Source organism: Kosakonia sp. YIM B13588 (assembly GCF_042788165.1).
Taxonomy (GTDB): domain Bacteria; phylum Pseudomonadota; class Gammaproteobacteria; order Enterobacterales; family Enterobacteriaceae; genus Kosakonia; species Kosakonia sacchari.
This window is the reverse complement of the sequence record NZ_JBHZPO010000002.1, coordinates 324940-349812: the sequence shown is the minus strand read 5'-3', so window position 1 is coordinate 349812 and position 24873 is coordinate 324940. Positions and strand designations below refer to the sequence as shown.

Sequence of the window (24873 nt, the reverse complement as noted above, 5' to 3'; positions counted from 1 at the left end):
GCTCATAAGAACTTTAGGGTGCGCATGCAAAATGAGCGTTCTGGCGTTTAACACCCGCTTGTATCGTAATCATTTGAATCCACAAGGACTTCTTTAATGAGAAACATCAAACTGCGTCATAAGTTCCCCCTTTCACTTTCGGGGCGCAGCCTGAAAAAAATGTTGCCGGGCGCGGTCCTGGCGTTACTGGCCACCCCGATACTGGCGGCAGAACAGGATCCGGGCAACGCGTTGACCCTGGGAGGCGGCGCGAATGTTACGCCACGCTACTCTGGTGCGGATAAAAGCCGCGTCACAACTGCCCTGGTGCTTGATTACACGATGGCGAATGGTTTCTTCGTTAGCACCACGCGGGGCATCGGTTACGGCGACAACATCGGCAAATTCGATTACAACGCGGCGCTGAGCTATCGCGCAGGCCGTAAGGATCGCGACGTGGACAGCGATTCGATCAGCGACGGCAGCGACTATTTGCGCGGTATGGGCGATGTCAAAGGCTCGGCTCTCGGTGTGCTTGGCGTGGGGTACGGGGTGACCGACTGGCTTAATGTGCAATTGCAGGCTGAGGTGCCGCTTTCGGAGCGAAGCAATGGCGCGGCCCTGCATTTCGGCATTAATAGCCCGCTCTATACTTCATCGAACAATGCCGTGACGCTGGCGCTGACCGGTAGTTGGGGAACTGAAAAATACATGCAGACTTACTACGGGGTCAGTGCCTCCCAGTCGGCCGCATCAGGGTTTACCCGATATGATGCCGGCGCGGGAATTTACGCCTGGTCAACGAATCTTAACTGGACACACAAGTTCAACCAGGACTGGAGCGTGGTTGCCGCAGCAGGCGTTACGCAGTTGACGGGTGATGCGCGCAATAGCCCGATTGTGCAACGAAAAACATCGCCCACCGGAAGCCTGCTGGTGACATATCGCTTCTGATTGTTGTTCGTCGTGTGCTTCCCGCCAGCTTATGGCTGCGCACGGCCAATAAAACCTCTTCGATCCGCCCCGGTTCAGAGAACGGGGGCGGATCGCAACACATTGAAAATTCGAAAGCATCAGTCCAGGCCAGGATAAAATCTATTCACCGCCGCTGGCGCATCAGCAGAAGCGAACAAGTGGGCAAACATAGCATCGCCAGGCGGTAGCGGCTGCGCAGGAACATCATCTGATGACAGAATAAAAGTGATTACAACGTCAGCATTAATAGCGCGGTTACGCTTTTTAAAATTTGGCGCAGGCCACTGCCTGGTATCAAAAGGTACATTGTCGCGGCCTTGCAAAACATTCTCGCCGCAGCGAAGAGATGGAAAATGGGAGTCATCGCGATTTGTGAATACGCAGAGGGGAATATCCCCTCTGTGACTTTTTTGCGGCTCCCGTTCTCGTTCGGCGTAATTAGTACGAGAAGGGGGAACGATGCTGTGCCTCTGTCAGCATCATTTGGGCATCCTCACCTGCGGCGGTGTAGAGCGGCGCACTGGCATCCTGAGCAACCGCGAAGATGGCATTCGCAACATCATCCGCATGCGTCACGGGTGAGTTGCTCTCACCCACTCTCTGAATAAACCCCTGCACCATTTGCCCATAGGCGGGATCGTCGATGCCTGCAAAATACTCGCGCGCATTCTCGCCAAACTTCGTTTCCGGGGAGCGCCCCGGTAACACCACGTGAACACGAATACCAAACGGCCTGGCTTCAATGGCAAGCGACTCGCTCCATGCATTCAGCGCCGCTTTACTGGCGCGATAAAGGCCAATCAGCGGCATCGCCTGGGTGGTCACGGATGAAGAGACGTTAATAATTACCCCTGATTTCTTCTCTCTCATCAGCGGCAGAAACGCCTGGGTTAATGACAACGTTCCCAGCACATTGGTGTTCATTAACTGCTGCGCGGTGGCAAGCGGCGTAAGTTCGACCGGTACAGGCGCGCCAAAGCCCGCATTATTCACCAGAACATCAATCGCGCCCGCCGCTTTCACGACATGGTTAATACTCTGCGCGGAAGTAATATCGAGCGGCAGGATCGTCAGTTTGTCGCTTGCAGGCAAACAGGTCGGGTCAGGCGTTCTCATGGTGGCAATCACTTCCCAGCCTTGCTGTAAAAAAAGTTTTGCTGCGGCAAGGCCAAAACCTGAAGAGCAACCGGTAATCAATACAGTAGACATATTTGATCCTCTTTGGGGGCAAGAGCAACGATCATAGCGGCCATCAGCCGGACAATATATAATCAAAAGTCCCGCAAACTTTAGAGAGAGTCCAATGTCAGATCCGTTAACCGATATTGTTGCCCTGCTCAATCCTAAGCCATCGCATTCAAAACTCGTTGAAGGGCGCAGGCAGTGGCGTATTGTTCGGGAATCTGGCGGAGAGGCCTTTTACTGCGCCGTGCTGGAAGGCGAATGCCTGATTACTGTTAACGGCAAAGGTCCAACGTTACTGGTTGCCGGTGATTTTATTCTGATACCCGCAGCGTACGCTTTCGAGAACACCAATGCGGGCGGAGCTGGCTCAACTGACATCACAACGCCAACGATTATCAGCGAAGGGCATGTGCGGATTGGCGCAACAAGTGGGCCCGCCGATCTGGTCATGCATGTCGGCCACTGTGAATTCGATACGCCGGATAAACAACTCATTGTCTCTTTACTGCCAAATGAGATCCTGATTAAAGGGCAACGGCGTTTCGCCACCTTGCTTGAACTTCTGCTGGATGAAAGCCGGGCCAGGCGACCAGGGCGCGACGGGGTATTAATGCGTCTTTTGCAGTTGCTGCTGGTCGAGTCGTTACGCAGTAATGATGATCTGCCGAAAACGGCTGGCATCCTGAAGGGGCTGCAACATGAAAAGATCGCCGTCGCGCTGCATCTGATCCATGAAAAACCGGGCGTTGAGTGGCAAATCGCCCAACTTGCCCGCCACGCCGCCATGTCCCGCTCGGCTTTTTTTGCTGCTTTCAGTGAGACAGTCGGGATGCCGCCGGGGCAATATCTTCTCTTCTGGCGCATGTCGTTAGCGAAAAAAGCGCTGGTGAGCAGCAAAGAGAAAATCGAACAAATTGCCTTTCACGTCGGCTATCAGTCAGCGAGCGCCTTTAACGTGGCATTCACACAATATGTGGGCGTTCCCCCTGGCGTTTTCAGACGCCAGACGATCCCGCAAATGCCTTCCCCGGCGTTAAGCAAGGAGCAGGCTTTTCCTTAAGCCTGCGCCCGCGTGCAAGAAGAGCATGTTATTGCGCGGCAAGTGCCGTCACGACGTCGCGGTAGGTATGCAACGGGCGGCCAAGAAGCGTGACCAGACGCTCTCTGTCGCCATCCTGTGGGAGCATGCCGTGGCTGACGTAGCGCTCAGCCATCAGACGCATCTCGTAGGCCATCCATTTCGGCATAAATTCCGCCATGCTTGCTTCAAATGCATCCGGGTTATCTCCGCCGTAAATAATCTTGCGGCCCAGCACCTCACTCCATACGGCGGCGGCACCCTCCCCCGTCAGCGTATCGGGGCCAACGAGATTAATCGTCTCGACAGGCAGTTTTCCGCTCGCTTGATCGCGTCGTATCAGTTCAATGGCCGCGACCTGGGCGATATCGCGTGTGTCTACCATCGCCAGGCCAATCCCGCCGATCGGCATCGGATAAACACCGTGATTCATGATCACATCCTTAATCATGACCTCATTGTCGATAAAGTAGGTTGGCCGCAGAATGGTGGCGCTAAAGTCCATCTCTTTCAGCATGCGCTCGGCGCCATATTTCACGGCAAAGTGCGGCACATTGACGGAAACATCGGCGCCAAAGACAGAGAGATAAACCACGCGCTCAACACCGCACTCGCGGGCAATGTTGAGGGTAATCATCGTCTGGGTATATTCGTCACCCGCGACCGCATTCAGTAAAAACAGCGTCTTGATGCCGCGAAAGGCGGCGCGCAAGGCGTCGATATCCAGCAAATCGCCTTTCACAACCTCTACATTTGCGGCAAAGCCGGCCTTTGCGGGGTCACGGGTCAGCACGCGGAAATCGACGCCGCGGCGAAGAAGCTGGTTAACAACGTTGCGGCCGACGCGGCCGGTGGCTCCGGTGATCAGGATGGTCATGGTATTTACTCCGTGGTGTTTGGTTGGTGTGAACAAACACTATCGCGATCCATTTTCGCTTTGAAGATGCTATTTTTTAGATGGTTCGTTCCATAAATGAGACACCCCATGGATATTAATGCCCTTAAAGATTTCCACCTCATCGCCGCTTCTGGCGGCATCGGCGCGGCCAGTCGCGCCAGCGGAAAACCCAAAGCAACCCTTTCACGCAGGCTGACGGATCTTGAAGAGGCACTCGGTGTGCGTCTTATTGAGCGCGGCGGGCAGAGATTGCACATCACTGAGGCCGGTGAACGCCTTTTGTCACATACCGTTGGTGCTATACGTGACATTGATGAAGCGGTCGAATCCGCGCGGGAAGCGTCGGCAAATCCCTCCGGATGGCTGCGTATTGCGGCCCCGCTGCTCTTTTCGCAACTGGCTCTTGGCCAGCTTTTGGCTGAGTTTCGCCGTCGCTATCCGCGCATTCATGTTGAAGTGATTGCTGAAAACCGGATGAGTGACCTGGTGGATGAGCATTTTGATGTCGCGATCCGTATTAATCCGCACAAAAACAGCACGCTGGTTGGCAGGCAGTTTGCCAGAGACAAACTGGCGCTGGTGGCGGTTCCCGCGCTTGAGATGCCGCCCGGCGACGCACAAAACGCGCCTGCGATCCCGGCGATCGTGATGTCAACTTATTCTGACGGCGAGCTCTGGACCGTTCAGGGCGGGCAGCGTCGTTTCGCGCCGCAACCGGTGATGCGCCTCTCTTCCCTTCTGACCGTGCGGGATGCCGTCCTGGCGGGTGCTGGCGCGGCGATGCTTCCGCAATCTATTGTCAGCCAACAGCTGGAAAAAGGTGAGCTGGTGTGCTGGGGAGAAGCCGATACCTTGACTGAACTTTGGGTGCTGCACACATCCCGTCGCCTTCAGAGCCCCAAAGTTAAGGCTTTCGTGACGTTCATCTGCGAGCAATATCCCACCGGCTGGTTCTCTGTCTGAACCGGTCGACACGGGTATTACCGGATGGTGTATTTGTGTTAAGCAAAAGATTACAGCGCAGTGATGACATTATTCTTGATTGCCCAACCACGAGCGAATTCCCACGCTGTACTGCACTGGTGGTCTGCAAGAGAGTGTTATTCTGCGTAGAAAACCACCAACGCGATGCGAGGTTCCTTTGCCTTTAAATCTCCATATCCGCCCTGCTCTTGCTGATGAGGCACCAATGCTGGCTGAACTCCGCGTTGAGGCTATGCGCCCGAGTCTTGAGGCGATCAACAGATTCGATCCCATCAGAGCACGCGACCGCTTCCTTTCGACATTTACGGATAAAGAGACGTTCATTCTCTGTTCTCAGGATGAGATCGTGGGGTTTTACGTGCTGCGGGATTTCCCGACGTACCTCTATCTGGATCACTTCTATATCAACAATAAATTTCAGGGTAAGGGCGTGGGAAAAGAGGTTGTAAAACGCATACAGCAAAAAGCCAGAAACCTTGGGAAAGCTATCCGACTCATCGCGTTGAAAGCGAGCCCGGCGAATGATTTCTACCTCGCTTTAGGGTTCATTTTTGAGCGAACTGAAGGCGTTGATAATCACTATATGTGGGCAGGTGTTGACGTTGAATGATGTGCTCCTTTTCAGTGAACTGAAGCAAGATCGTAGAACTAAAACAGTACCGCTGGCAGCAGAGCGGTACTATCGCTTTAGCGGAGGTTGCCGCTACGTTTATATACGGTTTATGACGTCAGCCGATAGTGCGACTGCACCAGACCCGAAGGGAAGCTGCGGCTTGATAACAGAGTCAAATCTCTATCCCCATTCAGGGCTCCGAACAACGGTTTTCCCGAACCGAGCAGGACAGGAACGGTCGTGATAACGATATCGGCGACCAGACCTGCGCGCAGGAACGACTGTATTACTTGCCCGCCATCGATATAGACGCGATGTGCGTTCTGCACCGCCAGGTCAGCAAGCACCTCTCCTGGCGTGCGGCATGAGAACTGGACTTTGCCCTTCAGCTTCTCGGGCACGGGAGTATCGGCTAGCTGTCGGGAGAGCACCAGCACGGGTCGATCATAAGGCCATTCGTCAAAGGTCAGCACCTTCTCATAGCTGCCTCGCCCCATAACGATCCAATCTTTGTCCGCGATGAATGCTGCATAACCATGATCTTCTGTCGGATCATCGCGCTGCAATAACCAGTCGATGTCGCCATCCTGTCGGGCAATATAACCATCAAGACTGACCGCGATAAAAACATGTGTGGTGACCATCAGGAGCTCCGTATTCAGGTTGCATATATCCCGTTGAGTTTAGGCATGTTAGCGATATTGACCTGCTCCCTGTGGAAAAACGTAGCATGAGAGCAGCAACGTCCCCATTATGGATTAAGGTAAAAAATCGTGTGGTGTTGAATCCAGGATGGAGCGAAAAGCCGTGATCTGCTCCCCATAAAGTAACCTATCGCCATGTTATCAACGCCCGCTACAGGCATTCGGCAACCGATCAAGGGGCAGGCATGTCGCCAGTCAGTATTTATCAATGATGCCCCGACTGACGACGTAAAAAGACAATCGCCAGGGCACTATTGACAGCGTATTTCAGCCTGCGTAGGCTCACCGGCACGTCGCGAAAAACGATCATTTCTGCTGCTGAACCGATCGCGTACACGTCTATTCTGTTTCCCCACAGTTTGACCAGCGTCTTCGAAATCAACCGCGTTGCCGCCATGACATGGCGAAAACGCTTATCGCTACCCGTCGGTAGCGGCATGATAAACGGAGCGTACCTATGCCAAACTCAACTTCTTACCCGCATTTATCCGTCAGTACCCTTCCTGCTTTTTCTCATCCTTCGTGCTTAAACGGTAGTAACACGATGAAGGCGATCCGTTATCACGCTTTCGGTGGGCCTGATGAATTACGCGTTGATGAAATTCCTGTTCCTCACGCCGGACCTGGGGAGATTCGTATTGCGGTGCATTGTGCCGGGGTGAATCCATCGGACTGGAAACGAAGAGAGGGCCAGTATCAGGCATTCGAAGATGTGGTGTTTCCACTCACGGTGGGCGTGGAAGCCAGCGGCATTGTTGATGAAATTGGCGATGGCGTTTCCGGCGTTGCCATCGGCGATGCGGTATTTGGTTTTGGCGACGGCACCGTCGCTGAGAAAGCTATCCTCACACATTGGGCAGCCAAACCCGCTGCAGTATCTTTTGAGGTAGCAGCAGGCTTGCCCGTGATTGTTGATACGGCCAGCCGTGCTCTTGATGAAGTAAATATTGAAACGGGACAGACGCTGCTGGTTAGCGGAGCGGCTGGCGGTGTAGGAACGGCTATCGTCCAACTCGCCTGCCTGCGCGGCATTACCGTTATTGCTTCAGCAAGTTCCCCTAAACATGGCTATCTCGCCTCATTAGGCGCCATTGCGACGACTTACGGCCCAGGCTTACAGGAACGAATAGCTCATTTAGCGCCGATGGGTGTCGATGCTGCCATTGACGTTGCGGGTTCAGGGGTCATACCTGAATTAATTTCCATCGTGGGAAATCCCGCTCGCGTACTTTCCGTCGCGGATTTTTCTGCAGAGCACTATGGCGCGAAATTTTCCCACGGCCCTCCTGAACACCCGGAACTTGCCCTCGCAAAAATTGCCCGTCTCTGCGCCGATGGCCTGTTTAGACTTCATATTGAAGACGTATATCCATTGCACCAGACTGCCGATGCACATCGGGTAAGCGCCGAAGGACATGTGACCGGCAAACTTGTCATCAAGGTTTGCTAATAGTGCAGCTTGCCAGAAGCAATCGGGTTACCCGTCACGCCCCGCGCTTCAATCCGGGTTCAGCCACGGATGTTTCCGCCATGCAATATACAGTCAGTAGGTTGAGGTTATCGGTTGTTGGACACGGACAAACTTTTCGCCAGCCATCGATTAAAGCAGAGAGCGATTCATCTTCATGCTAGTCGGATGAAAGGCACCGTGAGCCATAAGTTCCAGCCCACGACTCCTGTTTGCTGCCCGTCACCGTTAACGGTGTTGACTCAGTGCGGCAATATCCTGTGGGGTCGTCCGGCAGCATCCGCCAATAATTCTCGCTCCCGCCGCTAACCACTGGGGCAAATATGCCGCTAAGGATCCGCAGCTCTCGCCGTGTGTATGCCACGCCTTGGTGACGGCGTCATAGGTTTCACCAGAGTTAGGATAGACAACCAGCGGCAGCGCGCTGAGGCGTTGCAGATGTTTGAGGGCGGCGGTGGTTTTACTCAGCGCAATACAGTTAATCCCCAGCGCAACGATTTGTGGACAGTCAGACAGCGCGTCCACCACCTGGGCCAGCGGAGTGCCATCGCTCAAGTGCTTGTCGTCACGTAAGGTAAAGGAGAACCACGCCTGCGCATGCGGGTATTCAGATAACAGATCTACCAGCGCTGCGATTTCGGCAAAAGAAGGTAACGTTTCACAGGCCAGCAGATCGACACCGGCATTGAGCAACGCGTCAATGCGCGGGCGATGAAATGCCTGAAATGCCTCATGGCTGCATACGTAGTCGCCGCGATACTCCGAGCCATCTGCCAGATAAGCACCGTATGGCCCAACAGAGCCCGCCACCAGCAGCGGACCGGCATTGGGGTTTTCTGAGCGATAAATGTCACTCGCCTCTTTTGCCAGTTTCACACTCTGTTCAATCAGCGCTTTCGACTGCGCCTCAGTCAGCCCGCGCGCCGCAAAACCAGCGGGCGTGGCCTGATAACTGGCGGTAATGGCTATCTGTGCGCCCGCACGGAAGTAATCCAGATGTACGTCCCGAATACGCTGCGGATTTTCCATTAACACTTTGGCGGACCAGAGATTATCGACAAGACTGCATCCGCGTGCTTCAAGCTCGGTGGCCAGGGCACCATCCAGCACGGCAAAGGGATGATGCTCAAGCAGCGTGGCAAGGGAATTACTCTGCGGCATAGTCAGCCTCCTTCAATTTCGTTTTGTGGGTGAGAAAATAGGCACCGTAGCAAAGGGCGACAAACGGCAAACCACAATAGAGCGCAATGCGCTGATCCGCATCGAACGCCAGCCCGATGCAGGCCAGCAGACACAACACGAATCCAAGTACCGGCACCAGCGGATACCAGGGTGCCCGGTATCTCAATGCCGCAGATGGCTTGCCCGACTGCAAGTGGCGGCGACGAAAGACAAAGTGGGCTGCACAGATGCTGAGCCAGACAGCGACAACGGCAAAGCCAGAAATGGCACTGAGCGCAACGAAAACAGTATCAGGGGCAATCACGCTGGATAACAGCGCCAGCAGACCGCCGAGCATAGAGACAGACAGCGCTGTCAACGGCACGCCATTTTTGTTGACGCGGGCAAAACAGCCCGGCAACGTTTTTTCGTTTGCCAGCGACCATAACATACGGCCCGACGCATAGAGCCCGGAATTCGCCGCGGAAAGAATAGCGGTGAGGATGACGAAGTTAAAAATATCGGCCGCATATGGAATGCCGATTTTTTCAAAGACCAGCACAAACGGGCTCTTCTCCACCCCTGCCACATTCGCCGGAACCAGCGCGGCAAGGACAAAAACGGTGCCGATAAAAAACAGGATCAAGCGGGCAATCGTCGCGCGGATCGCGACCGGGATAGCCTGGTGCGGATTTTCCGTTTCCCCCGCCGCGATACCGATAAGCTCAGTACCGGAAAAAGCAAAGTTGACCGCCACCATGGTCATCAGGATGGGCAAACCACCGTGTGGGAACCAGCCTTCGCGGGTGAGGTTAGAAAGCCCCGGCGACGGTGAACCATCTTTCATGGTGATAAAGCCGAAAATCACCCCGCAGCCCAGGATGATAAAGACGAGGATGGTCGCAACTTTAACCAGCGAGAACCAGAACTCCCCTTCGGCAAAGAAGCGCGTTGAAATCGCGTTAAGACAAAAAATCACCGCACAAAACAGGGCACTCCATATCCAGACTGGAACGTGCGGGAACCAGTACTGCATACAAAACCCGGCGGCGGTAAAGCTTGAACCCAGTGCAACTGTCCAGGTGAGCCAGTAGAGCCATGCCACGGTATACCCGGTCGCCGGACCAATATAGCGCGCCGCATAGACATGAAAAGCGCCTGTTACCGGCATCGCCACGGAAAGCTCGCCAAGGCACTGCATCACCAGCCAGACGACCAGCGCCCCAATCAAATACGCCAGCAGAGTCCCTGCCGCACCGGTGGTAGAGATGATGTATCCGGTATTAAAAAATAACCCTGTGCCAATGACGCCGCCCAATGACAGCATAATCAAATGGCGGGTTTTCATGGTGCGCTTAAGCTCGCCATTTTCTTGTTGTGTCTGCATATCACCTTCTAAACGTATAGATGTCTAAATGTCCGTAATGGGGTTCTTTATATCGTTATTATCAACAAAAGGCCAGCATCCGGGCTGAGACACACAGAAGCAAAGGGCGTACAGCGATCAGGAAAGTGGTTTTGTTAGCGCACCGGAGAAAGGAGACAAGCTAAGCATGTGGCGTGTCTGGAGGCCCCTGCCGTTGGACTGAAAACGTCTGTGGTTGTGGGAATGGGGCGTTCTGCGGGGCCTACACCAGCGGGCTTTTGCAGCGCAACGAGGCGAGCGATACGACTCTGCACTCTCTGGTGTAACCCGGCGAGCCGGAAATCCCTTATTTTCCATCACAGGAAATAGAGGCTCAGGTGAAATCCGATAATTTTTGTCCGGAAACAATCAACTCTTTGAGCAACATCTGACGGCGCTCCTCCGGCGTATCGCGACTCACCATAAAGCAGATTGCGGCGACCGCCTGCCCGCTTCGGGAACGAATCGGTGCGGCCATGCAGCAGGTAAAACTCTCTGATAAGCCTTCGGTCAGGCAATATCCCAGCTGCCCGGCACGATGTATATCTTCGAGGAATGCCTGTTTGTCGAGGATCTGCCCGTTCGCCAGACGGTAATCCTCTTCGGGGATAAGATCGAGAATGGCACTGTCCAACCAATTACTGAGCAGCAGGCGACCGGTGGCAGTCCAGGGAATCGGTACCCGCACCCCGACATCAGAGGTGATTTTGAACGGATGGGCATTACTTTCCGACAACACAACGGTGTACTTATTCCCTTCCAGCATACAGAGCTGCACCGTCTCGCCATGACGGGCCACAATCTCAACCATTAACTGATGTGAGCGGCGAATAAGATCGTTATGCGCCATGTAATCCGCACCGTAATAGTGCATTTCACGGCCGAAGAACACCGCACCGTCGGCATCCAGTTCAAGCAATCCGGCTTCACTCAGCAGGTTGACGAGTTCATATACGCTGGAGCGCGGCGCGCCGGTGGCGTCGATCAAATCGCGCATCGCCATGGGCTGACGAGCGATATGCAACTGGCGAAAAATGTCGATAACCCGGTCAACACCGCGTGCTCGCGATGACTTCTCATCCGGCATAAGCAAATTCTCCTGATGCAGTCGGGCGGTCGCGCCAGACAGTAAAAAAGAAAAGCATCATACACCCGGCGGCGTCGTTAACCCATCCCCGTTAATTAAAATTTCAGTTCCAGTGTTTATATTTATTTGTTCTATTTTGGGGCCTCATTTTAGCGCATGAGGTGCAGATTAATTTTTCAAATAACGACAGCGGTAACATTTCCAGCCAGGAATTACCTTAATTACTTTTTTATTTTGCGATCGCGACGACATCACGAGAAATTAAATTCCTCGCGATATATTGCAAAAGCAAAAAACCTGTGCAAATCTTGCTCTATCCGATATTGCAGATACAAATCTGATATATCAGACAACAATCACCCGCTACTGACGGGTATTCTCAGAACAAAAAGGAGCAGCGTTGCATGACGATTAAGCGTTATGGCATTGAAGGCGGCACCGGTACAGGTGGGCAGAAACTGCCGTTCGCACGGGCAGTTGAGGCCGATGGCTGGCTGTATATCTCCGGCCAGACACCGATGCGCGAGGGCGAAGTAGTGGAAGGCGGTATCATCGAGCAGACGCAACTGGCGTTCGATAACTGTCTCGCCATCATGCGGGAAGCAGGCTATCGCATAGAAGATGTTGTACACGTTACGGCGGTATTAACCGACGCGCGCTATTTCAGTTCATTTAATAAAGTATTCAGAGAGATATTTAGTGATAATCCGCCAGCGCGTATTTGTAGCGTGCAGGATTTAGTGGTCGACTGCAAAGTGGAAGTGGATATGAAATGTTTCCGCGCTGACCGCAAATAATTAAAACCGTTAAAACAGGCTGCGCGTTTTTATTTTTTCTTCGCCAACACCAGGGCCGCCTGTTATTAATTGATGCTTGTGCTTTTTCACCAGAATATCCCGAAATAATCGGCGCTGCCGCTGCGCGGGCGATCGCCTGGCTTATTACGGGTGACACGGTATTACACCGTCTCGTCAAACATTAAAAGAGAGCATAAAAAATGAATGCAACGACATCGCTGAAATTAAGTGCCACAACACTGGCCGGCGCGCTGGTATTGCTGGCTGTGGCGGGCTGTACGCCGACCGAAGAGAAAAAAGAAGCCGGCGCGGCGCCGCAGTCTGCACTGCAAACCGTCCTGCAGCGCGGCACACTGCGCGTGGGCGACTGCCTGAGCTTTGCCCCGTTTGGTTTTTACGATAAAGACGGCAATCCGGATGGGTATGACGTCGATCTGGCCAAAGCGCTGGCGAAAGAGATGGGCGTCAAACTGGAGATGGTCAACACCACCAGCGCCAACCGCATCCCTAACCTGCAGACCAATAAAGTTGACGTGGTGTTCTGTAACTTCACCCGCAATCTGGAACGCGCCAAAGAGATTGGTTTCACCAACCCGTATGTCGTAGCGAGTGAAGCCATGCTGGTGCGCAAAAACAGCGGCATTCAGTCCGCACATGACATGGCCGGAAAAACCATCGCCACGGTGAAAGGTTCCACCAACGGTGACGAAGTACGCAACCTCGGCATCGACGTGAAAATTCAGGAGTACGACTCATCCCAGGCGGCGATTCTGGCGGTGAAACAGGGACAGGCTGATGCGATGATCGAAGATAACAACTTCCTCGCCTATCAGGCGAAACTCGATCCGTCGCTGACCGTGACCAACGAAGCGCTGGTGCCGCTGGAGTACAACGCCTTCGGTGTGAAACAGGGTGATCAGGTATGGACCAACTACCTGAACGAATTCCTTTTTGAAATCAACGCATCCGGCGAAAACGCACAGCTGTATGAGAAATGGTTCGGCAGTAAACCGCGTTACCCGCTGAATCCGCAATACTGATTGTTCGCCCGCGGTGCAGCAACCGATGCTGCGCCGCCTGAAGGAGTCACACCATGAGTTATCAATGGCTAACCCTGTGGCGCTACGCCGACACCTTTCTCGACGCCGCCTGGCTAACGCTACAGGTCACGCTGCTGGCGTTTATCCTGGCAGTGGCTCTCGGGCTGCTGGCCGCGCTGGCGAAATCCTCGCCGCTGGCACCGGTACGCTGGCTCAGCCACTGCTACGTCGAGTTCATCCGCAATACCCCGGTACTGTTGCAAATCTTCATTATCTTTTTTGGTCTGCCGTCGTTGGGTATCACCATGAGCGCCTTTACCGCAGGCGTGCTGGCGCTGGGGATTAACGTGGGCGCTTATCTGTCGGAAACCTTCCGCGCCGGCATTCAGTCGGTCGCGAAGGGCCAGCTGGAAGCGGCGTATATTCTCGGTATTCCGCGCCGACAGATCTTTCTCAGCGTGGTGCTGCCGCAGGCTGCGCGCGCGGTGTGGCCTGCCATTATCAATAACCTGATTCAGCTACTGCTCGGCACCTCACTGCTCTCCGCCATCGCACTGCCGGAACTGACCGGCACCGCAACGGTGATCAATGCGCGCACCCTGCTCTACATCCAGACCTTCAGTATTGTCGCACTGGTCTATCTGGTGCTTAGCAACCTGTTTTCATGGCTTGGCAGCATGGCAGGACGCCGGATGTTCCATCCGCCGCTGGTGACGCCGGTAAAAAAGCCCGGCTGGCGGTGGGCAAAAAAATGGCTGATTAACCCAGCGAAACGGGAGAATGCGCTATGAGTGAACTTATCATCAACTCGCTGCCAATCCTGCTGAAAGGCCTGGTGATCACGCTACTGCTCTCCATCGCCGCTATCGTCGGCAGCACGCTGCTCGGTTTACTGGCAGCGGTGTTACGCACCAGCCGTTTGCCGGTCGCTAAACAGATCGCCGTGTTCTACACCGAACTGTTTCGCGGCACGCCGGTACTGATCACGCTGATGTTTATCTACTTCGGCGTGGCGTACTTCGGCTATGAAATCAATCTGTTCGCCGCCGGTATCCTCGGCCTGAGCATTTATCAGGGCGCTTATATTGCCGAAGTATTCCGCGCCGGGATTGAAGCTGTTCCCAAAGGCCAGTGGGAGGTGTCGTGGATCCTTGGTCTTTCAAAACGCCAGACGTTTGTTAGCGTGATCCTGCCGCAGACGCGCGGCATCGTACTGCCGCCGCTGGTGGGTCAGTATCTGTCGCTGATTAAAGATACGTCGATTGTCAGCATGATCGGCATGTCGGAATTGATGCACCAGGGCCAGGCCATTGTCGATCGCATCGGTCAGCCGGTGGTGATTTACAGCCTGGTCGCCCTGCTCTACTTCGTTGTCTGCTTTCCGCTTTCCCGTTGGGTTCAACATCATCAAACCAGGAGCCAGTTATCATGAGCAAATCCGCCATTACGCTGAGCCGGATCACCAAATCCTTTGGCTCAACCCAGGTACTGAAAGAGATAAGCCTTGATGTGTCGCCCGGCGAAGTGCTGGTGCTGATTGGCGCATCCGGTTCCGGCAAAAGCACCGTATTACGCATTATGAGCGGGCTGGAAACCGCCGATGGTGGGGAAATCTGGGTAAATGAAGTACCGCTGCACGACCGCAAACGCAGCAGCGAGATCTGCGGCCACGTCGGCATGGTGTTTCAGCAGTTCAATCTGTTTCCCCATAAAACCGCGCTCGGTAACGTGACGCTGGCGTTAATTAAAGCGCAGAAATTGTCCGAAGCCGAAGCCAATAAACGCGGTATGGCAGCCCTGACCCGAGTCGGGCTGGCCGAGCGCGCGCATCATTATCCGGCTCAGCTATCCGGCGGTCAGCAGCAGCGTGTGGCGATTGCCCGCGCGCTGGCGGTGGAGCCGAAAATTATGTTTTTCGATGAAGCGACGTCAGCGCTCGATCCCGAACTGGTTGGCGAAGTGATGGAGGTGATGCGCAGCCTGGCGCGTGAAGGTATGACCATGGTGGTGGTCACCCACGAGATGGGTTTTGCGCGTAAAACCGCTGACCGCGTGGTGTTTATGGATCAGGGCGTGATCGCCGAGCAGGGTTCGCCGGAGCAGATCTTCGTCAATCCGCAGAATCCGCGCACCCAGCAGTTCTTATCGCGTGTGCTTGAGCACTAACAGGAGGCATGATGTCGATTCACTTTCCTTTGCAGGCAGACGGCGCGCTGGATGCGCTGCAACCTGCGCCGCGTTTTAAATCGGTCGCCGGCTCCGGTAATCAGCCGCTGGCTAACGGCACTCCGGTCTTTAACAGCCCGGATGTGTTTTCCCCCCTGATGTTGATGAAGCAATCCGCGCTGGAGAATAACCTGCGTCAGCTGGCTGCGTTTTGTCGTGAGCAAGGCGTAATGCTGGCGGCACACGGCAAAACCTCAATGTCTGCGGCAATACTGCGCCGCGCCATCACGGAAGGCGGAGCCTGGGGATTGAGCGCCGCAACGCCTGCACAGGTTCGCGCGTTGCGCCAGTTCGGCATTCGTAACGTCTTCCTCGCCAATGAACTGGTCGATCCCGCAGGCATTCGCTGGATAGGCGAATGGCAACAGCAGCATCCCGACCATAGTTTCCTGTGCTACGTCGATTCGCTGCAGGGTGTTCGTCTGCTGGAGCAACATCTCGGCGAGAGCCGCATTGCGGTACTGCTGGAAATGTCGGTCAGCGGCGGGCGCACCGGCTGCCGTTCATCCGCTGAAGCCCTGGAGATTGCCGCCGCGATTGCGACCAGCCCTACTCTGCGACTGGTCGGTGTCGCGGGTTATGAAGGTGCGCTCGGTGCCGGACGTGATGCTGCGGGCGTGCAGCGCGTGAAAGATTACTGCCAGATGCTGATCGCCACGGCGGCGCTGCTCGCCGAAAAACAGCTGTTTGCCAGCGAGCAGATTATCCTCAGTGCTGGCGGCGGCGCGTGGTTTGACGTGGTCTCGGCGTGTTTTACGGCCGCGAACCTGCCCCTGCCAATGACACCGCTGATTCGATCAGGCGCTTACATGGCGCACGACAGCGGCCTGTACGCGCGCATTGCGCCTTTTGCGCAGCCCGGTGCAACACATCATTTCACCGCCGCGCTGGAAATCTGGGGACGGGTGTTGTCGCGCCCCGAGCCTGGTCTGGCGTTTGTTGATTTCGGACGCCGCGATGTGCCGTTCGATCAGGATCTGCCCAATCCGCTGTGGGTGCGCAACGTTGATGGCAGCGCCCCGCGTGCAGCGTCTGGCATGCGTATCAGCGAGGTGAATGACCAGCATGCGTATTTGTTACTACCGCAAGAGGATGCGTTAAAGCCCGGCGACTGGGTGGGCTGTGGTATTTCGCACCCCTGTACCGCATTCGATAAATGGCGGTATTTGCCGCTGGTAGATGATGATTACTGTGTCACAGATTCACTAGAAACCGCGTTCTGAGTGAAACTCCGGGCCGTAACGGCGCGATGTGTCGCGCTGTTTTTACCTTTGCGAATGCACCGCGCTTATCCGTTCTTTAACTGGCACGACATTCCGGCCGGGAAGCGGTTATTCCGGCCAGTACGATTCGGCTTTCACTTTTAATAAATGGCGTAAACGCTGCGCTTCCTTTTGCGGGGGACAACCAAAGAACCGGCTAAATTCTCTGCTAAATTGTGTCGGACTGAGGTAGCCAACCCTGAAAGAGGCTTCGCTGGCCGTGACATTGCGCTTCACCATTAAAAAACGCGCCTGGTGCAGCCTGATGGAAATCAGATACTGTTTGGGTGTTGTGCCGGTGAATGCTCTGAAATGGCGATGAAAAGAGGGAGAGCTCATGCCTGCTTCTTTAGCCAGCATCTCCACGTCAACAGGCTCCATAAATCGGGTATGCATGGTGCGAATAGCGCCAGCAATTTGCCTGAAATGCCCTTTTCCCGAGAGTGCCGCTCTGATGGAGGCTCCCTGCGTATCGATCAGGACGCGATAATAAAGTTCTTTCAGAATCCCCGGCCCCAGAATTCTGGCCTGCTCCTCATCAGAAAGCGCCAGCAGAAGGCGATACACCGCCTGGTAATAACCAACAAAGCAGCCGGTATCTTTTAAGGTTAACCCCGGCTCCGGAAATAAATTTCCAAGGTTAGCCTGTTCGCAGTTATTCAGAGGATCAGGCGTATTGCTCAGGCCTCAACCTGACTTTCGAATTTATTTTCATCCGCATGCGTTCGATCGTATTCAGCCTGCGCTAATGCAATGCCCGGACCAAACTCCTGCGCCCAATTCGCCAGCGCAATAAAAGGCTGCTGCAATGACTGCGCCAGCGGCGTAATGGTGTATTCGACACTCACCGGATATGTGGACAGAACCTGGCGATTAATTAAACCGTTGCGCTCCAGCCGTTTCAGCGCATCGGCCAGCGCCTTGTGGGTAATTCCGTCCAGGCGTCGGCGAAGTTCATTGAACCGGCAAGGTTCCGTACACAGTACGGTCAGAATTAATATCGACCATTTATTGGTGATGTGTTCTAACACCAGTCGAGTATTTCTCTGGTCTATCAGGCAGTTATCGTGGTTTTCTTGCATAGCGATATAGTCACTTATAGTTGGTATAGCAAAAGTGCGTAATTGATATTAAGTATAGAATTTATATCATCTGTTTTCGACCTCAATCGGAGAAATCAGATGGGCAAAGTAGAGAAAAAAGTCGCTGTGGTGCTTGGCGGAGCGAAAGGAATTGGGCTGGCGATCAGCCAGCGTTTAGCGGCTGAGGGGGCCGTCACCTGGTTCACTTCCCGACGGGAAGAAGAACTTGAGACAGCCAAAAGCAAAATATCAGGAACAGCGATGCCGCTGCAGGCTGATGTCAGTCAGAAGAACGAACTGAGCCGTATCATGCAGACGGTTTCAGAAAAATCAGGTCAGATAGATATCCTGATAATCAATGCGGGAATATCGGAATACGCCCCGCTTGAAGAGGTAAGTGAGCAACATTTTGACCAGACGTTTGGCCTGAATGTTCGCTCCCCCGTCTTTGCCCTGCAGGCAGCATTGCCGTTGATGAAACCCGGCAGCAGTGTCGTTCTCATCGATTCTATTGCTGATGTTCTCGGCACACACGGCTATGGCGTCTACTCGGCCAGCAAAGCCGCGTTGCGCTCCTTTGCCCGTACCTGGACACGTGAGCTTGCCGCGCGCGGTATCCGCGTTAATGTTGTCGCGCCCGGTCCTGTCGACACTGAAATGATGGCGGCAACGTCTGATGAAGTGCGTAAAAGCTTAACCAGCGCCATACCGCTCGGCAGAATGGGCCAACCTGAAGAAGTTGCAAACGCGGCATTTTTCCTCGCAAGTGACGAGAGTCGCTATATTGCAGGCGCAGAGATTTGCGTTGATGGCGGCATGACGCAGGTTTAAGTGTGCATACGACGGCCATCCTGGGATGGCCGTTCAAGTTCAAAGTAACGGCAATATCAGATGATATCGGCTATCCAGTCTGCAAATGCGCGCACCGCGCGAGAAAGAAAGCGTGATGCGGGTACAGCAAAGTGGCCGGTACTGATGGCGGTTGCCAGTCTGCAAGCACCTCAATGAGCCTTCCTTGTGATGCTCTGAGACAATGCGCTCAGCAAACTGCGCCAGCCTGAAACCTTCAAGACACATTTTTCTATAGAGCCCCGTTTCGTTAACAGCCGCATCGCCATTAACAGAGACGGAGAGCGCCACGCGCAAAACGCAATTCACCCGTACGCCTGGCTGAGCCGGAAAAGTAATGGATCGCACAATGCTGCAACAATTCGTCGGGCGACTGCGAATCCCGTATTCCCTGAGATACGCCGGAGAGGCACAGGTTACCCAGCGAAACCGGCCAGACGGACGAGCTACCAGCGTGGAGTTATTCAGTTCCCCCGTTCTAATCACCCAGTCGCCCACTTTTTGCAGACACTGGCGCAGTCGCGCTGACAGGTATGAAACGCCTGAGCATGTTTTATTACGCAATCGCTTTTGCCGCAGGTCCCGGGATCACCTGCGTCGTCAAAGCATGACGATGCGTTGTTTAAAGCGGAATCAACGGAATTTGCCGGTTTACCAGAAAGCCGGTTTGCTGCATACACAACGTAACGGCTTTGCTTACCGCATGCTGGCAGAACTGAACCTGCTGGTCTTTAATGCCGCAGGCCTGGCTTGTCATGTCCCGAGTCCGGCCTGTGTCACTGACGTGTCACCTTTCCGTCATAGCGGTGTCGTGTGCGGTGCCAGCCTGATATGTCAGTCTCATCGCAGGCATTGCAGTGGACGTTAACAGCGATGAGTGCCGCTGAAAAATATGGTGTGACAGTTCACCAGTGCTGAAGAAAAAGATTCACTTTCGTAACCGGGACAAATTATGGATATGGCACACTTTTTAAGAGAAACACCCGTATGGGTATGGATATTGCTGGCCTTTTTACTACGTCGCGGTTTTGCTGCGCTTTATGACCGGAAGATGGCAATCGGGCGGTTGTTTTTACTCCCGGTACTTTTTCTTGCCTGGGGAGCGTATGGCGTTATCACCGAGACGGAACGGGTTGGAGTAAGCCTTACAATGATGACCGCCGGGCTGTTTGCAGGCACCGCATTCGGATACCGATTATGGCGCTCACAGCCACCGCTGAGAAATACAGACAAGCCAGGCATGATTATCAGAGCCGGGACACCGCTGACTCTGGGATTGATAGTGATTGCTTTTAGTATGAAGTTTGCCCTGACCTCAGCCCTGTATCTGCAGCCTGGATTAAGGTCAGCCACCAGCTTTTGCATGTTGTTTGGCGGGGCGACGGGGCTTGTTGACGGCCTATTCTGGGGGGGAACCCTGAGACTTTACCTCCCCTGGTACAGTAAAAGATGATTTATGCACGCCGCTCGTTATTGAAATCCACCCGACTCGCAGAATCAACGATGCTGTTCTTTCCCCTGCTGATGTACTGGTCAGGCTGGTCCCGGCCAGCATCTCGGTAAGTGGACAGGTTGTTTTTTTCTCAGTGAGCGTCAAAGCCGATAATACAAACTATCTGACAGGCGGCTTTGCGCGAGAGGCGGACGTTTTTTAACCATTCAAATTAGCGTTTAAAGCGCCACTGGCATCAAATCTCAAAGCCTTTTCACTGGTCTGTTGGTGAATAATTATGTGTTGTGATGCCTGCCAGAGCGAGATTGACTCTCCCTGAACGAAAAATGAGGTTTGGCATTTTTGCCGTTACGCCATTATAAGTACATATTCACGATGTCCACTTATCCTGTCTGATGAGCAATTTTATGAATGAAGACAACACCTGGAGCAAGCGCTATACGCTCACTGTTAGAAGCACACCAAAAGCAATATGGCAGGCCTTTGTCGACACCGATAACTGGAAGCGATGGAACCCTGGCGTTAAGTCAATCGCTATCGAAGGGCCATTTCATACGGGAACATGGTTCACGATGGCGTTACCTGAAGGAGAGGTTGTCCGTAGTCAGCTTACCGATGTTTCTGAAGAAAAATATTTCATTGATGAGACCTGGGTGGATGAAACACGGGTCAACGTTGAACATCGTATCGAGGCATCCGGCTCCGATGAAAGTATCGTGATTTATGCGATCAGCACCCAGGGTCCCCAGGCTAAGGCTTTCGGAGAGGGGATCAGCGCAGATTTCCCGGAAGTGATGGCGGGATTGGCTAAATACCTGGCCGAAACAGGCTCAATTTAATGACATCAAAAATTGCCAGCTTTGTCGGAGGGTTGGATGATAATCCTGACGGAATCGCCACGGGGCATAACGGTTTGGTACATGCTGGCATTTATTAAGTCATCAATTTGAGAAAAATTATGAAAAAATCGATAGTTCCTGAAGAATTTCAGCATTATTTCGATGACTGGCACTTCTCACCGGTCATCGAAGCTGATGGCACAGTGTATCTCTCAGGCGTTACCGCGGCACGCAAGGACAAACCGATAAGTAAGCATCCTGAAGAACAATTCCATGATGCGTTTTATAAGCTGGGTATTTATTTAAACGCCGCCGGTTTGGGCTATGAACATATACTTGAGATGACCACTTTTCATATTGATCTTAAAAAACATATAGACGTTTTTTCTAACGTAAAAGATGAGTATATAAAGGCACCATATCCGGCATGGTCTGCTATTGGTGTAGCAGAATTTATTCCAGAAAACGCACTTGTGGAAATGCGGATTGTGGCTAAAAGGTAATTTCTGCATGTCATATTTTATGAGGACTTCACTGTGAGTGCTAAATTAATTGAGCCTTTGATGTCGGATTTATATGTTCTGGAGCCCTTAGATAAGTCTCATGCACACGAAATGTATGCTGGGTTATGTTTCGTTGATGATTATAAGTTTATACCGACTGACCCACCGGCAAACCTGGATGAGTTGACAGCGCGTTATGAGAGAATATCTCAGCGTTACTCGCCAGATAAGAGCCAAATTTGGCTAAACTGGGTGATTATACATCGTAACTCTGGTGCGTATCTTGGGTATATCCAGTCGACCCTGATGGTTGATAAAGGCTGGGCATATATTGCTTATCATGTGTTTGGGAGGTATCAAAAAAGAGGAGTGGCGAAACAGTGCGTGTGTATGGTAATAGATTTTTTATTTAATAATTATAAGTTATCTCATGTCGACGCATTGATTGATTCCCGTAATCTGGCCTCAATTGGTGTAGTGGAATCTTTGAAACTAAAGCAAATTAATGAGTTGAAAGATGCGGATTTCTTTAAAGGATCAACAAGCAATGAGTTTCATTATAGAGTTTTTGATAATGAATGGGCGACGAAAGCGTGAATTTATAACGATAAACGATGGGAAATATAAAAAAATAATCGACCATCAGAAAGAAAAAATGTTTAAAACTTATAATTTATTGAAATATCGCTATTCGCAATGCCATTTCCCCTATCACACAATCGCCTGTAAACCCCGTTGAAATGAAAAACGTTTTCACCCCTGCTCATCAATCTATCGATATATTTGCAATATCCGTTGAACTCACAGCACGAAGCGGACGTTAGCACCTCTCACTCATGCTGCAATAACATTCACACAATTGTTATAAAGAAAGTGCTCTGAGAGACAATACATGTAAGGATAATTAATTCAGCAAATCACGGAGTATGACCACCCATGACAATTGTATTCATCCCTTCTCTTGTGGCATTGCTTGAAGCACAGGAAAAAGAAACCGGCCGCGAATTGAGCCGGTATGAGGTTGAGTCGATACGGGATAATGCTACCGCTATTAACTTACCAACGGACATTGCCCATGACATGCTTGCAAACCGGGGCTATTCCGATCTCGATGCAGAAAATATCTGGGTAGAATGGTTAGCCTATAAAAATAAAGCATTGTGAATTGTATTGAAGGATTATGAGCAGAACGTCTCGAATACAGTTATCCATTCACCCTAACTACCTGAATTGGTAGCCTCCCTCTTCATTCGAACCTGAAAACTTGTGGCGTTTCGCGAGCCTGGGTATTCTCATTCAGGGCTCGTGCTGCCCGCCGCTCGCTTCCTGAAAGGAAAAGGTGAAAGCATGTTTGTTCTCAACCTCATTAATTTTAAAACTCTTGATGGTCGGGACGTGGTAATGCGGGCACCACCATTTCCTGCCAACAGGAGAAAATATGCTTTCCATTGAGCAAGCCAAACAAATGGCGGCAAAGTTAAAAGCCTCTCTTGAGTTGCGTGAACATAAGCTTTCTTATTCCACCGCACTCGAAACGGTTGCACACCAGTTAGGCTTCAAAGACTGGAACACAGCGGCAGCAACGTTGCCCCCGCAGATCCCACAGTCTCAAATCCAATTCAGCAAACCCATCCCCATTCTGCGAATTTTTGATGTCCGCAAAGCACAGGAGTTCTATCTTGAATTTCTGTCATTTAGCGTTGAGTTTGAACACCGGTTCGAGCCTGGCTTACCGCTGTATATGGGCATTGCCAGAGAAGGGTTGCAGTTACATCTTTCTGAACATCACGGTGACGCCAGCCCGGGCGCAACGATATTTATCCCTCTGAATAATATTGCATTGCTCAGAGATGAACTCCACGGCAAACAATATGGGTACGGCCGCCCGGAAATCGTGAAGCAAGACTGGGGAGACGTCATGGAAGTCCACGACCCGTTTGGCAACCGGCTGCGCTTCTGTCAACAAAGCTAGTTTGCCCTTCTTAAATAGGGGGATTGCCACCAGCGCTTTCCCCCTTATTACGCCATTCGTGGATGGCACAAGCCTGCCCGTCGACAGCACAACCTTTTCGCCATGCGCGATACGCGAACACTGGGTTTCGGACAAATACCCGCGTCTGGAAGATTCATTTCTCTATTATCCGCACCGCAATGTGCCGCCCGTTCTGCGCGCGGTTATAGAAACGTTGAGAATTTAACGGATAAAGTGGATGTATATCATGAGGGATAAACGGTGTCCGTTTTTACTCCAGCCCTGAAGCAGGAAAGCGGTGAGCGAAAGGCTGACGTCTGGGGCAGTGGTGAAAATGACACAACAGAATGAATGATGTTTTAGACCTGGTAACGTGCTCTTAACGCCAGGTTGCATGTCAATCTGAGAGCACGCGCTCATTTGCCGTTTTGCCCTTCCCCATTGTCATCTAAAAATTCAGGAATATTTAATGAAATCTGAAGCTCGCCCTTACAGACGCTACCTGAACATTTTTATGCTTACCGCTGCGCTGGCTCTCTTCACGACAGGATATACACCTCCGGCTCACTCTGCAGACAACAACGTGATGAATATCGCGGTCTACAGGGGGGAAGCGGGTTGCGAGGGCTGCTCAGAAATGGTTGTAAAATCACTCGTTAAGACAGGCCTGAAACTCTCTATCAGCTACATCGGCGAGGACGAAAAGCTAAAATTGAACCGCCAGAACCTGAAGAAGTTTGATTTGTATATTCAGCCCGGAGGCGGACAGGACATTCCTGCGGCTTACACTGCGATAGGTGATGAAGGCGCTGACGCTATCCGGGAATTTGTGCGTTCTGGTAAGGGATATCTTGGATTATGTATGGGCGCTTATCTTGCTGACAAAGACTGGATAGGGCTTATTAATGCTCCCCTTGATTCAGAAGTTGGCCGGCCGGGTGCAGAGGTTAATGACGAAGGCGATTACACGCTTTCCGTTAAATGGGGAGGCAAAGAGGAGTCGTTTTACTATCAGGATGGTCCCTATCTGAGTAACAGTACTAAAAGCCCCGGCTATACTCCCATCGCTTATTACCTGAATGGTGACGTTGCAATGGCAGGCTACACCTATGGGAAAGGTAAGGTTGTGCTTACCGGACCTCATCCAGAAGCTGATGAAAGCTGGATTGATGCAAGCAAACCCGGGTATATCCCTGCAGAAAGCAAAATGACGCGCTTGCTGAAATACCTGGATCCGAAGTAAGACTAAACGCCAGCGCCGGGAAATTGCGTCTTACAATTTTGAGAATTGAGTGCGAATTCACAAAGCTTAC

At 52.6% G+C, this 24873-nt stretch carries 29 protein-coding genes and 2 pseudogenes; 20 read left to right on the top strand and 11 right to left on the bottom strand.

Going from position 1 to position 24873, the window contains the following annotated elements:
* The first annotated feature begins 96 nt into the window (after positions 1 to 96).
* The gene (locus tag ACFX4U_RS07380; protein ID WP_313507215.1) at positions 97 to 933 is read left to right on the top strand and encodes a MipA/OmpV family protein; all 837 of its coding nucleotides are present in this window, start codon (positions 97 to 99) and stop codon (positions 931 to 933) included.
* Between the two features lie 459 nt (positions 934 to 1392).
* Here ACFX4U_RS07380 and ACFX4U_RS07375 read toward each other — a convergent pair whose 3' ends face one another.
* Positions 1393 to 2163 carry an SDR family oxidoreductase gene (locus ACFX4U_RS07375; RefSeq protein WP_313507217.1) on the bottom strand — a complete coding sequence of 257 codons (771 nt, stop codon included), beginning with the start codon at positions 2161 to 2163 and terminating at the stop codon, positions 1393 to 1395.
* Between the two features lie 94 nt (positions 2164 to 2257).
* Here ACFX4U_RS07375 and ACFX4U_RS07370 point away from each other — a divergent pair, with 94 nt between their 5' ends.
* Positions 2258 to 3199, top strand: a complete 942-nt coding sequence (locus ACFX4U_RS07370; protein WP_313507218.1) for an AraC family transcriptional regulator — start codon at positions 2258 to 2260, stop codon at positions 3197 to 3199.
* 28 nt (positions 3200 to 3227) lie between these two features.
* On the opposite strand, the gene ACFX4U_RS07365 is transcribed toward ACFX4U_RS07370, so the two are convergent.
* Positions 3228 to 4094: an NmrA family NAD(P)-binding protein gene (locus ACFX4U_RS07365; RefSeq protein WP_313507219.1), complete on the bottom strand. Its 867-nt coding sequence runs from the start codon at positions 4092 to 4094 to the stop codon at positions 3228 to 3230.
* Between the two features lie 108 nt (positions 4095 to 4202).
* Between ACFX4U_RS07365 and ACFX4U_RS07360 the strand changes: the two genes are divergently transcribed.
* Both ACFX4U_RS07360 and ACFX4U_RS07355 read left to right on the top strand, forming a co-directional pair.
* Positions 4203 to 5078: a LysR family transcriptional regulator gene (locus tag ACFX4U_RS07360; RefSeq protein ID WP_313507220.1), complete on the top strand. Its 876-nt coding sequence runs from the start codon at positions 4203 to 4205 to the stop codon at positions 5076 to 5078.
* A 226-nt stretch (positions 5079 to 5304) separates the two neighbouring features.
* Positions 5305 to 5709 carry a GNAT family N-acetyltransferase gene (locus ACFX4U_RS07355; protein WP_313507221.1) on the top strand — a complete coding sequence of 135 codons (405 nt, stop codon included), beginning with the start codon at positions 5305 to 5307 and terminating at the stop codon, positions 5707 to 5709.
* Positions 5710 to 5819: 110 nt separating this feature from the next.
* On the opposite strand, the gene ACFX4U_RS07350 is transcribed toward ACFX4U_RS07355, so the two are convergent.
* Complete coding sequence (locus ACFX4U_RS07350; RefSeq protein WP_313507222.1) at positions 5820 to 6356, bottom strand: dihydrofolate reductase family protein; 537 nt, start codon at positions 6354 to 6356, stop codon at positions 5820 to 5822.
* A 265-nt stretch (positions 6357 to 6621) separates the two neighbouring features.
* Positions 6622 to 6855 (bottom strand): hypothetical protein, encoded by a 234-nt coding sequence (locus tag ACFX4U_RS07345; RefSeq protein WP_313507223.1) that lies wholly within the window; start codon positions 6853 to 6855, stop codon positions 6622 to 6624.
* 105 nt (positions 6856 to 6960) lie between these two features.
* Here ACFX4U_RS07345 and ACFX4U_RS07340 point away from each other — a divergent pair, with 105 nt between their 5' ends.
* Positions 6961 to 7866: an NADP-dependent oxidoreductase gene (locus ACFX4U_RS07340; RefSeq protein WP_380217853.1), complete on the top strand. Its 906-nt coding sequence runs from the start codon at positions 6961 to 6963 to the stop codon at positions 7864 to 7866.
* Between the two features lie 246 nt (positions 7867 to 8112).
* On the opposite strand, the gene mmuM is transcribed toward ACFX4U_RS07340, so the two are convergent.
* From mmuM to ACFX4U_RS07325, 3 genes are all read right to left on the bottom strand, one after another.
* Positions 8113 to 9045, bottom strand: a complete 933-nt coding sequence (gene mmuM, locus ACFX4U_RS07335; protein WP_313507225.1) for a homocysteine S-methyltransferase — start codon at positions 9043 to 9045, stop codon at positions 8113 to 8115.
* The gene (gene mmuP, locus ACFX4U_RS07330; RefSeq protein WP_313507226.1) at positions 9032 to 10432 is read right to left on the bottom strand and encodes an S-methylmethionine permease; all 1401 of its coding nucleotides are present in this window, start codon (positions 10430 to 10432) and stop codon (positions 9032 to 9034) included. The genes mmuM and mmuP overlap by 14 nt, the downstream gene beginning before the upstream one ends.
* 352 nt (positions 10433 to 10784) lie before the next feature.
* On the bottom strand, positions 10785 to 11537 hold the full coding sequence (locus tag ACFX4U_RS07325; protein ID WP_313507228.1) for an IclR family transcriptional regulator: 753 nt from the start codon (positions 11535 to 11537) through the stop codon (positions 10785 to 10787).
* A 404-nt stretch (positions 11538 to 11941) separates the two neighbouring features.
* Here ACFX4U_RS07325 and ACFX4U_RS07320 point away from each other — a divergent pair, with 404 nt between their 5' ends.
* The 6 genes from ACFX4U_RS07320 to ACFX4U_RS07295 all read left to right on the top strand — a co-directional run bounded on the left by ACFX4U_RS07320 (position 11942) and on the right by ACFX4U_RS07295 (position 16823).
* The gene (locus ACFX4U_RS07320) at positions 11942 to 12334 is read left to right on the top strand and encodes a RidA family protein (RefSeq protein ID WP_305736462.1); all 393 of its coding nucleotides are present in this window, start codon (positions 11942 to 11944) and stop codon (positions 12332 to 12334) included.
* Between the two features lie 200 nt (positions 12335 to 12534).
* Entirely contained in the window at positions 12535 to 13374 is an 840-nt protein-coding gene (locus tag ACFX4U_RS07315; RefSeq protein ID WP_305736463.1) for a transporter substrate-binding domain-containing protein, read from the top strand.
* Positions 13375 to 13427: 53 nt separating this feature from the next.
* The gene (locus tag ACFX4U_RS07310) at positions 13428 to 14165 is read left to right on the top strand and encodes an amino acid ABC transporter permease (RefSeq protein WP_313507229.1); all 738 of its coding nucleotides are present in this window, start codon (positions 13428 to 13430) and stop codon (positions 14163 to 14165) included.
* Positions 14162 to 14806 carry an amino acid ABC transporter permease gene (locus ACFX4U_RS07305; protein WP_313507230.1) on the top strand — a complete coding sequence of 215 codons (645 nt, stop codon included), beginning with the start codon at positions 14162 to 14164 and terminating at the stop codon, positions 14804 to 14806. The genes ACFX4U_RS07310 and ACFX4U_RS07305 overlap by 4 nt, the downstream gene beginning before the upstream one ends.
* Complete coding sequence (locus ACFX4U_RS07300; protein WP_175272522.1) at positions 14803 to 15540, top strand: amino acid ABC transporter ATP-binding protein; 738 nt, start codon at positions 14803 to 14805, stop codon at positions 15538 to 15540. The genes ACFX4U_RS07305 and ACFX4U_RS07300 overlap by 4 nt, the downstream gene beginning before the upstream one ends.
* Before the next feature lie 11 nt (positions 15541 to 15551).
* On the top strand, positions 15552 to 16823 hold the full coding sequence (locus ACFX4U_RS07295; RefSeq protein ID WP_313507231.1) for an alanine racemase: 1272 nt from the start codon (positions 15552 to 15554) through the stop codon (positions 16821 to 16823).
* A 108-nt stretch (positions 16824 to 16931) separates the two neighbouring features.
* Here ACFX4U_RS07295 and ACFX4U_RS07290 read toward each other — a convergent pair whose 3' ends face one another.
* Both ACFX4U_RS07290 and ACFX4U_RS07285 read right to left on the bottom strand, forming a co-directional pair.
* The gene (locus tag ACFX4U_RS07290; protein ID WP_313507232.1) at positions 16932 to 17429 is read right to left on the bottom strand and encodes a helix-turn-helix domain-containing protein; all 498 of its coding nucleotides are present in this window, start codon (positions 17427 to 17429) and stop codon (positions 16932 to 16934) included.
* Between the two features lie 113 nt (positions 17430 to 17542).
* A complete protein-coding gene (locus ACFX4U_RS07285) occupies positions 17543 to 17944 on the bottom strand; it encodes a helix-turn-helix domain-containing protein (RefSeq protein ID WP_313507233.1) in 402 nt (133 codons plus the stop codon).
* Positions 17945 to 18043: 99 nt separating this feature from the next.
* Here ACFX4U_RS07285 and ACFX4U_RS07280 point away from each other — a divergent pair, with 99 nt between their 5' ends.
* The gene (locus ACFX4U_RS07280) at positions 18044 to 18775 is read left to right on the top strand and encodes an SDR family oxidoreductase (RefSeq protein ID WP_313507234.1); all 732 of its coding nucleotides are present in this window, start codon (positions 18044 to 18046) and stop codon (positions 18773 to 18775) included.
* 56 nt (positions 18776 to 18831) lie between these two features.
* Here the strand turns inward: ACFX4U_RS07280 and ACFX4U_RS07275 are convergent.
* Together ACFX4U_RS07275 and ACFX4U_RS07270 are read right to left on the bottom strand one after the other, a co-directional pair.
* Positions 18832 to 19324, bottom strand: a pseudogene (locus tag ACFX4U_RS07275) (LysR substrate-binding domain-containing protein); the annotation flags it as partial.
* Between the two features lie 91 nt (positions 19325 to 19415).
* The gene (locus tag ACFX4U_RS07270; RefSeq protein ID WP_305736468.1) at positions 19416 to 19550 is read right to left on the bottom strand and encodes a hypothetical protein; all 135 of its coding nucleotides are present in this window, start codon (positions 19548 to 19550) and stop codon (positions 19416 to 19418) included.
* Positions 19551 to 19745: 195 nt separating this feature from the next.
* Here ACFX4U_RS07270 and ACFX4U_RS07265 point away from each other — a divergent pair, with 195 nt between their 5' ends.
* The 8 genes and pseudogenes from ACFX4U_RS07265 (at position 19746) to ACFX4U_RS07230 (ending at position 24803) form a co-directional block, all read left to right on the top strand.
* Positions 19746 to 20246: a DUF6622 family protein gene (locus tag ACFX4U_RS07265; protein ID WP_313507235.1), complete on the top strand. Its 501-nt coding sequence runs from the start codon at positions 19746 to 19748 to the stop codon at positions 20244 to 20246.
* 407 nt (positions 20247 to 20653) lie between these two features.
* Positions 20654 to 21085 carry a polyketide cyclase gene (locus ACFX4U_RS07260; protein WP_305736470.1) on the top strand — a complete coding sequence of 144 codons (432 nt, stop codon included), beginning with the start codon at positions 20654 to 20656 and terminating at the stop codon, positions 21083 to 21085.
* A 119-nt stretch (positions 21086 to 21204) separates the two neighbouring features.
* On the top strand, positions 21205 to 21588 hold the full coding sequence (locus ACFX4U_RS07255; RefSeq protein ID WP_305736471.1) for a Rid family hydrolase: 384 nt from the start codon (positions 21205 to 21207) through the stop codon (positions 21586 to 21588).
* Positions 21589 to 21621: 33 nt separating this feature from the next.
* A complete protein-coding gene (locus tag ACFX4U_RS07250) occupies positions 21622 to 22185 on the top strand; it encodes a GNAT family N-acetyltransferase (RefSeq protein ID WP_305736472.1) in 564 nt (187 codons plus the stop codon).
* 339 nt (positions 22186 to 22524) lie between these two features.
* Positions 22525 to 22752 (top strand): hypothetical protein, encoded by a 228-nt coding sequence (locus tag ACFX4U_RS07245; RefSeq protein ID WP_305736473.1) that lies wholly within the window; start codon positions 22525 to 22527, stop codon positions 22750 to 22752.
* Between the two features lie 274 nt (positions 22753 to 23026).
* Entirely contained in the window at positions 23027 to 23560 is a 534-nt protein-coding gene (locus ACFX4U_RS07240; protein ID WP_313507236.1) for a glyoxalase superfamily protein, read from the top strand.
* Positions 23561 to 23702: 142 nt separating this feature from the next.
* A pseudogene (locus tag ACFX4U_RS07235) lies at positions 23703 to 23786 on the top strand (hypothetical protein); the annotation flags it as partial.
* A gap of 243 nt (positions 23787 to 24029) precedes the next feature.
* The gene (locus tag ACFX4U_RS07230) at positions 24030 to 24803 is read left to right on the top strand and encodes a BPL-N domain-containing protein (RefSeq protein WP_380217766.1); all 774 of its coding nucleotides are present in this window, start codon (positions 24030 to 24032) and stop codon (positions 24801 to 24803) included.
* Positions 24804 to 24873 lie beyond the last annotated feature (70 nt).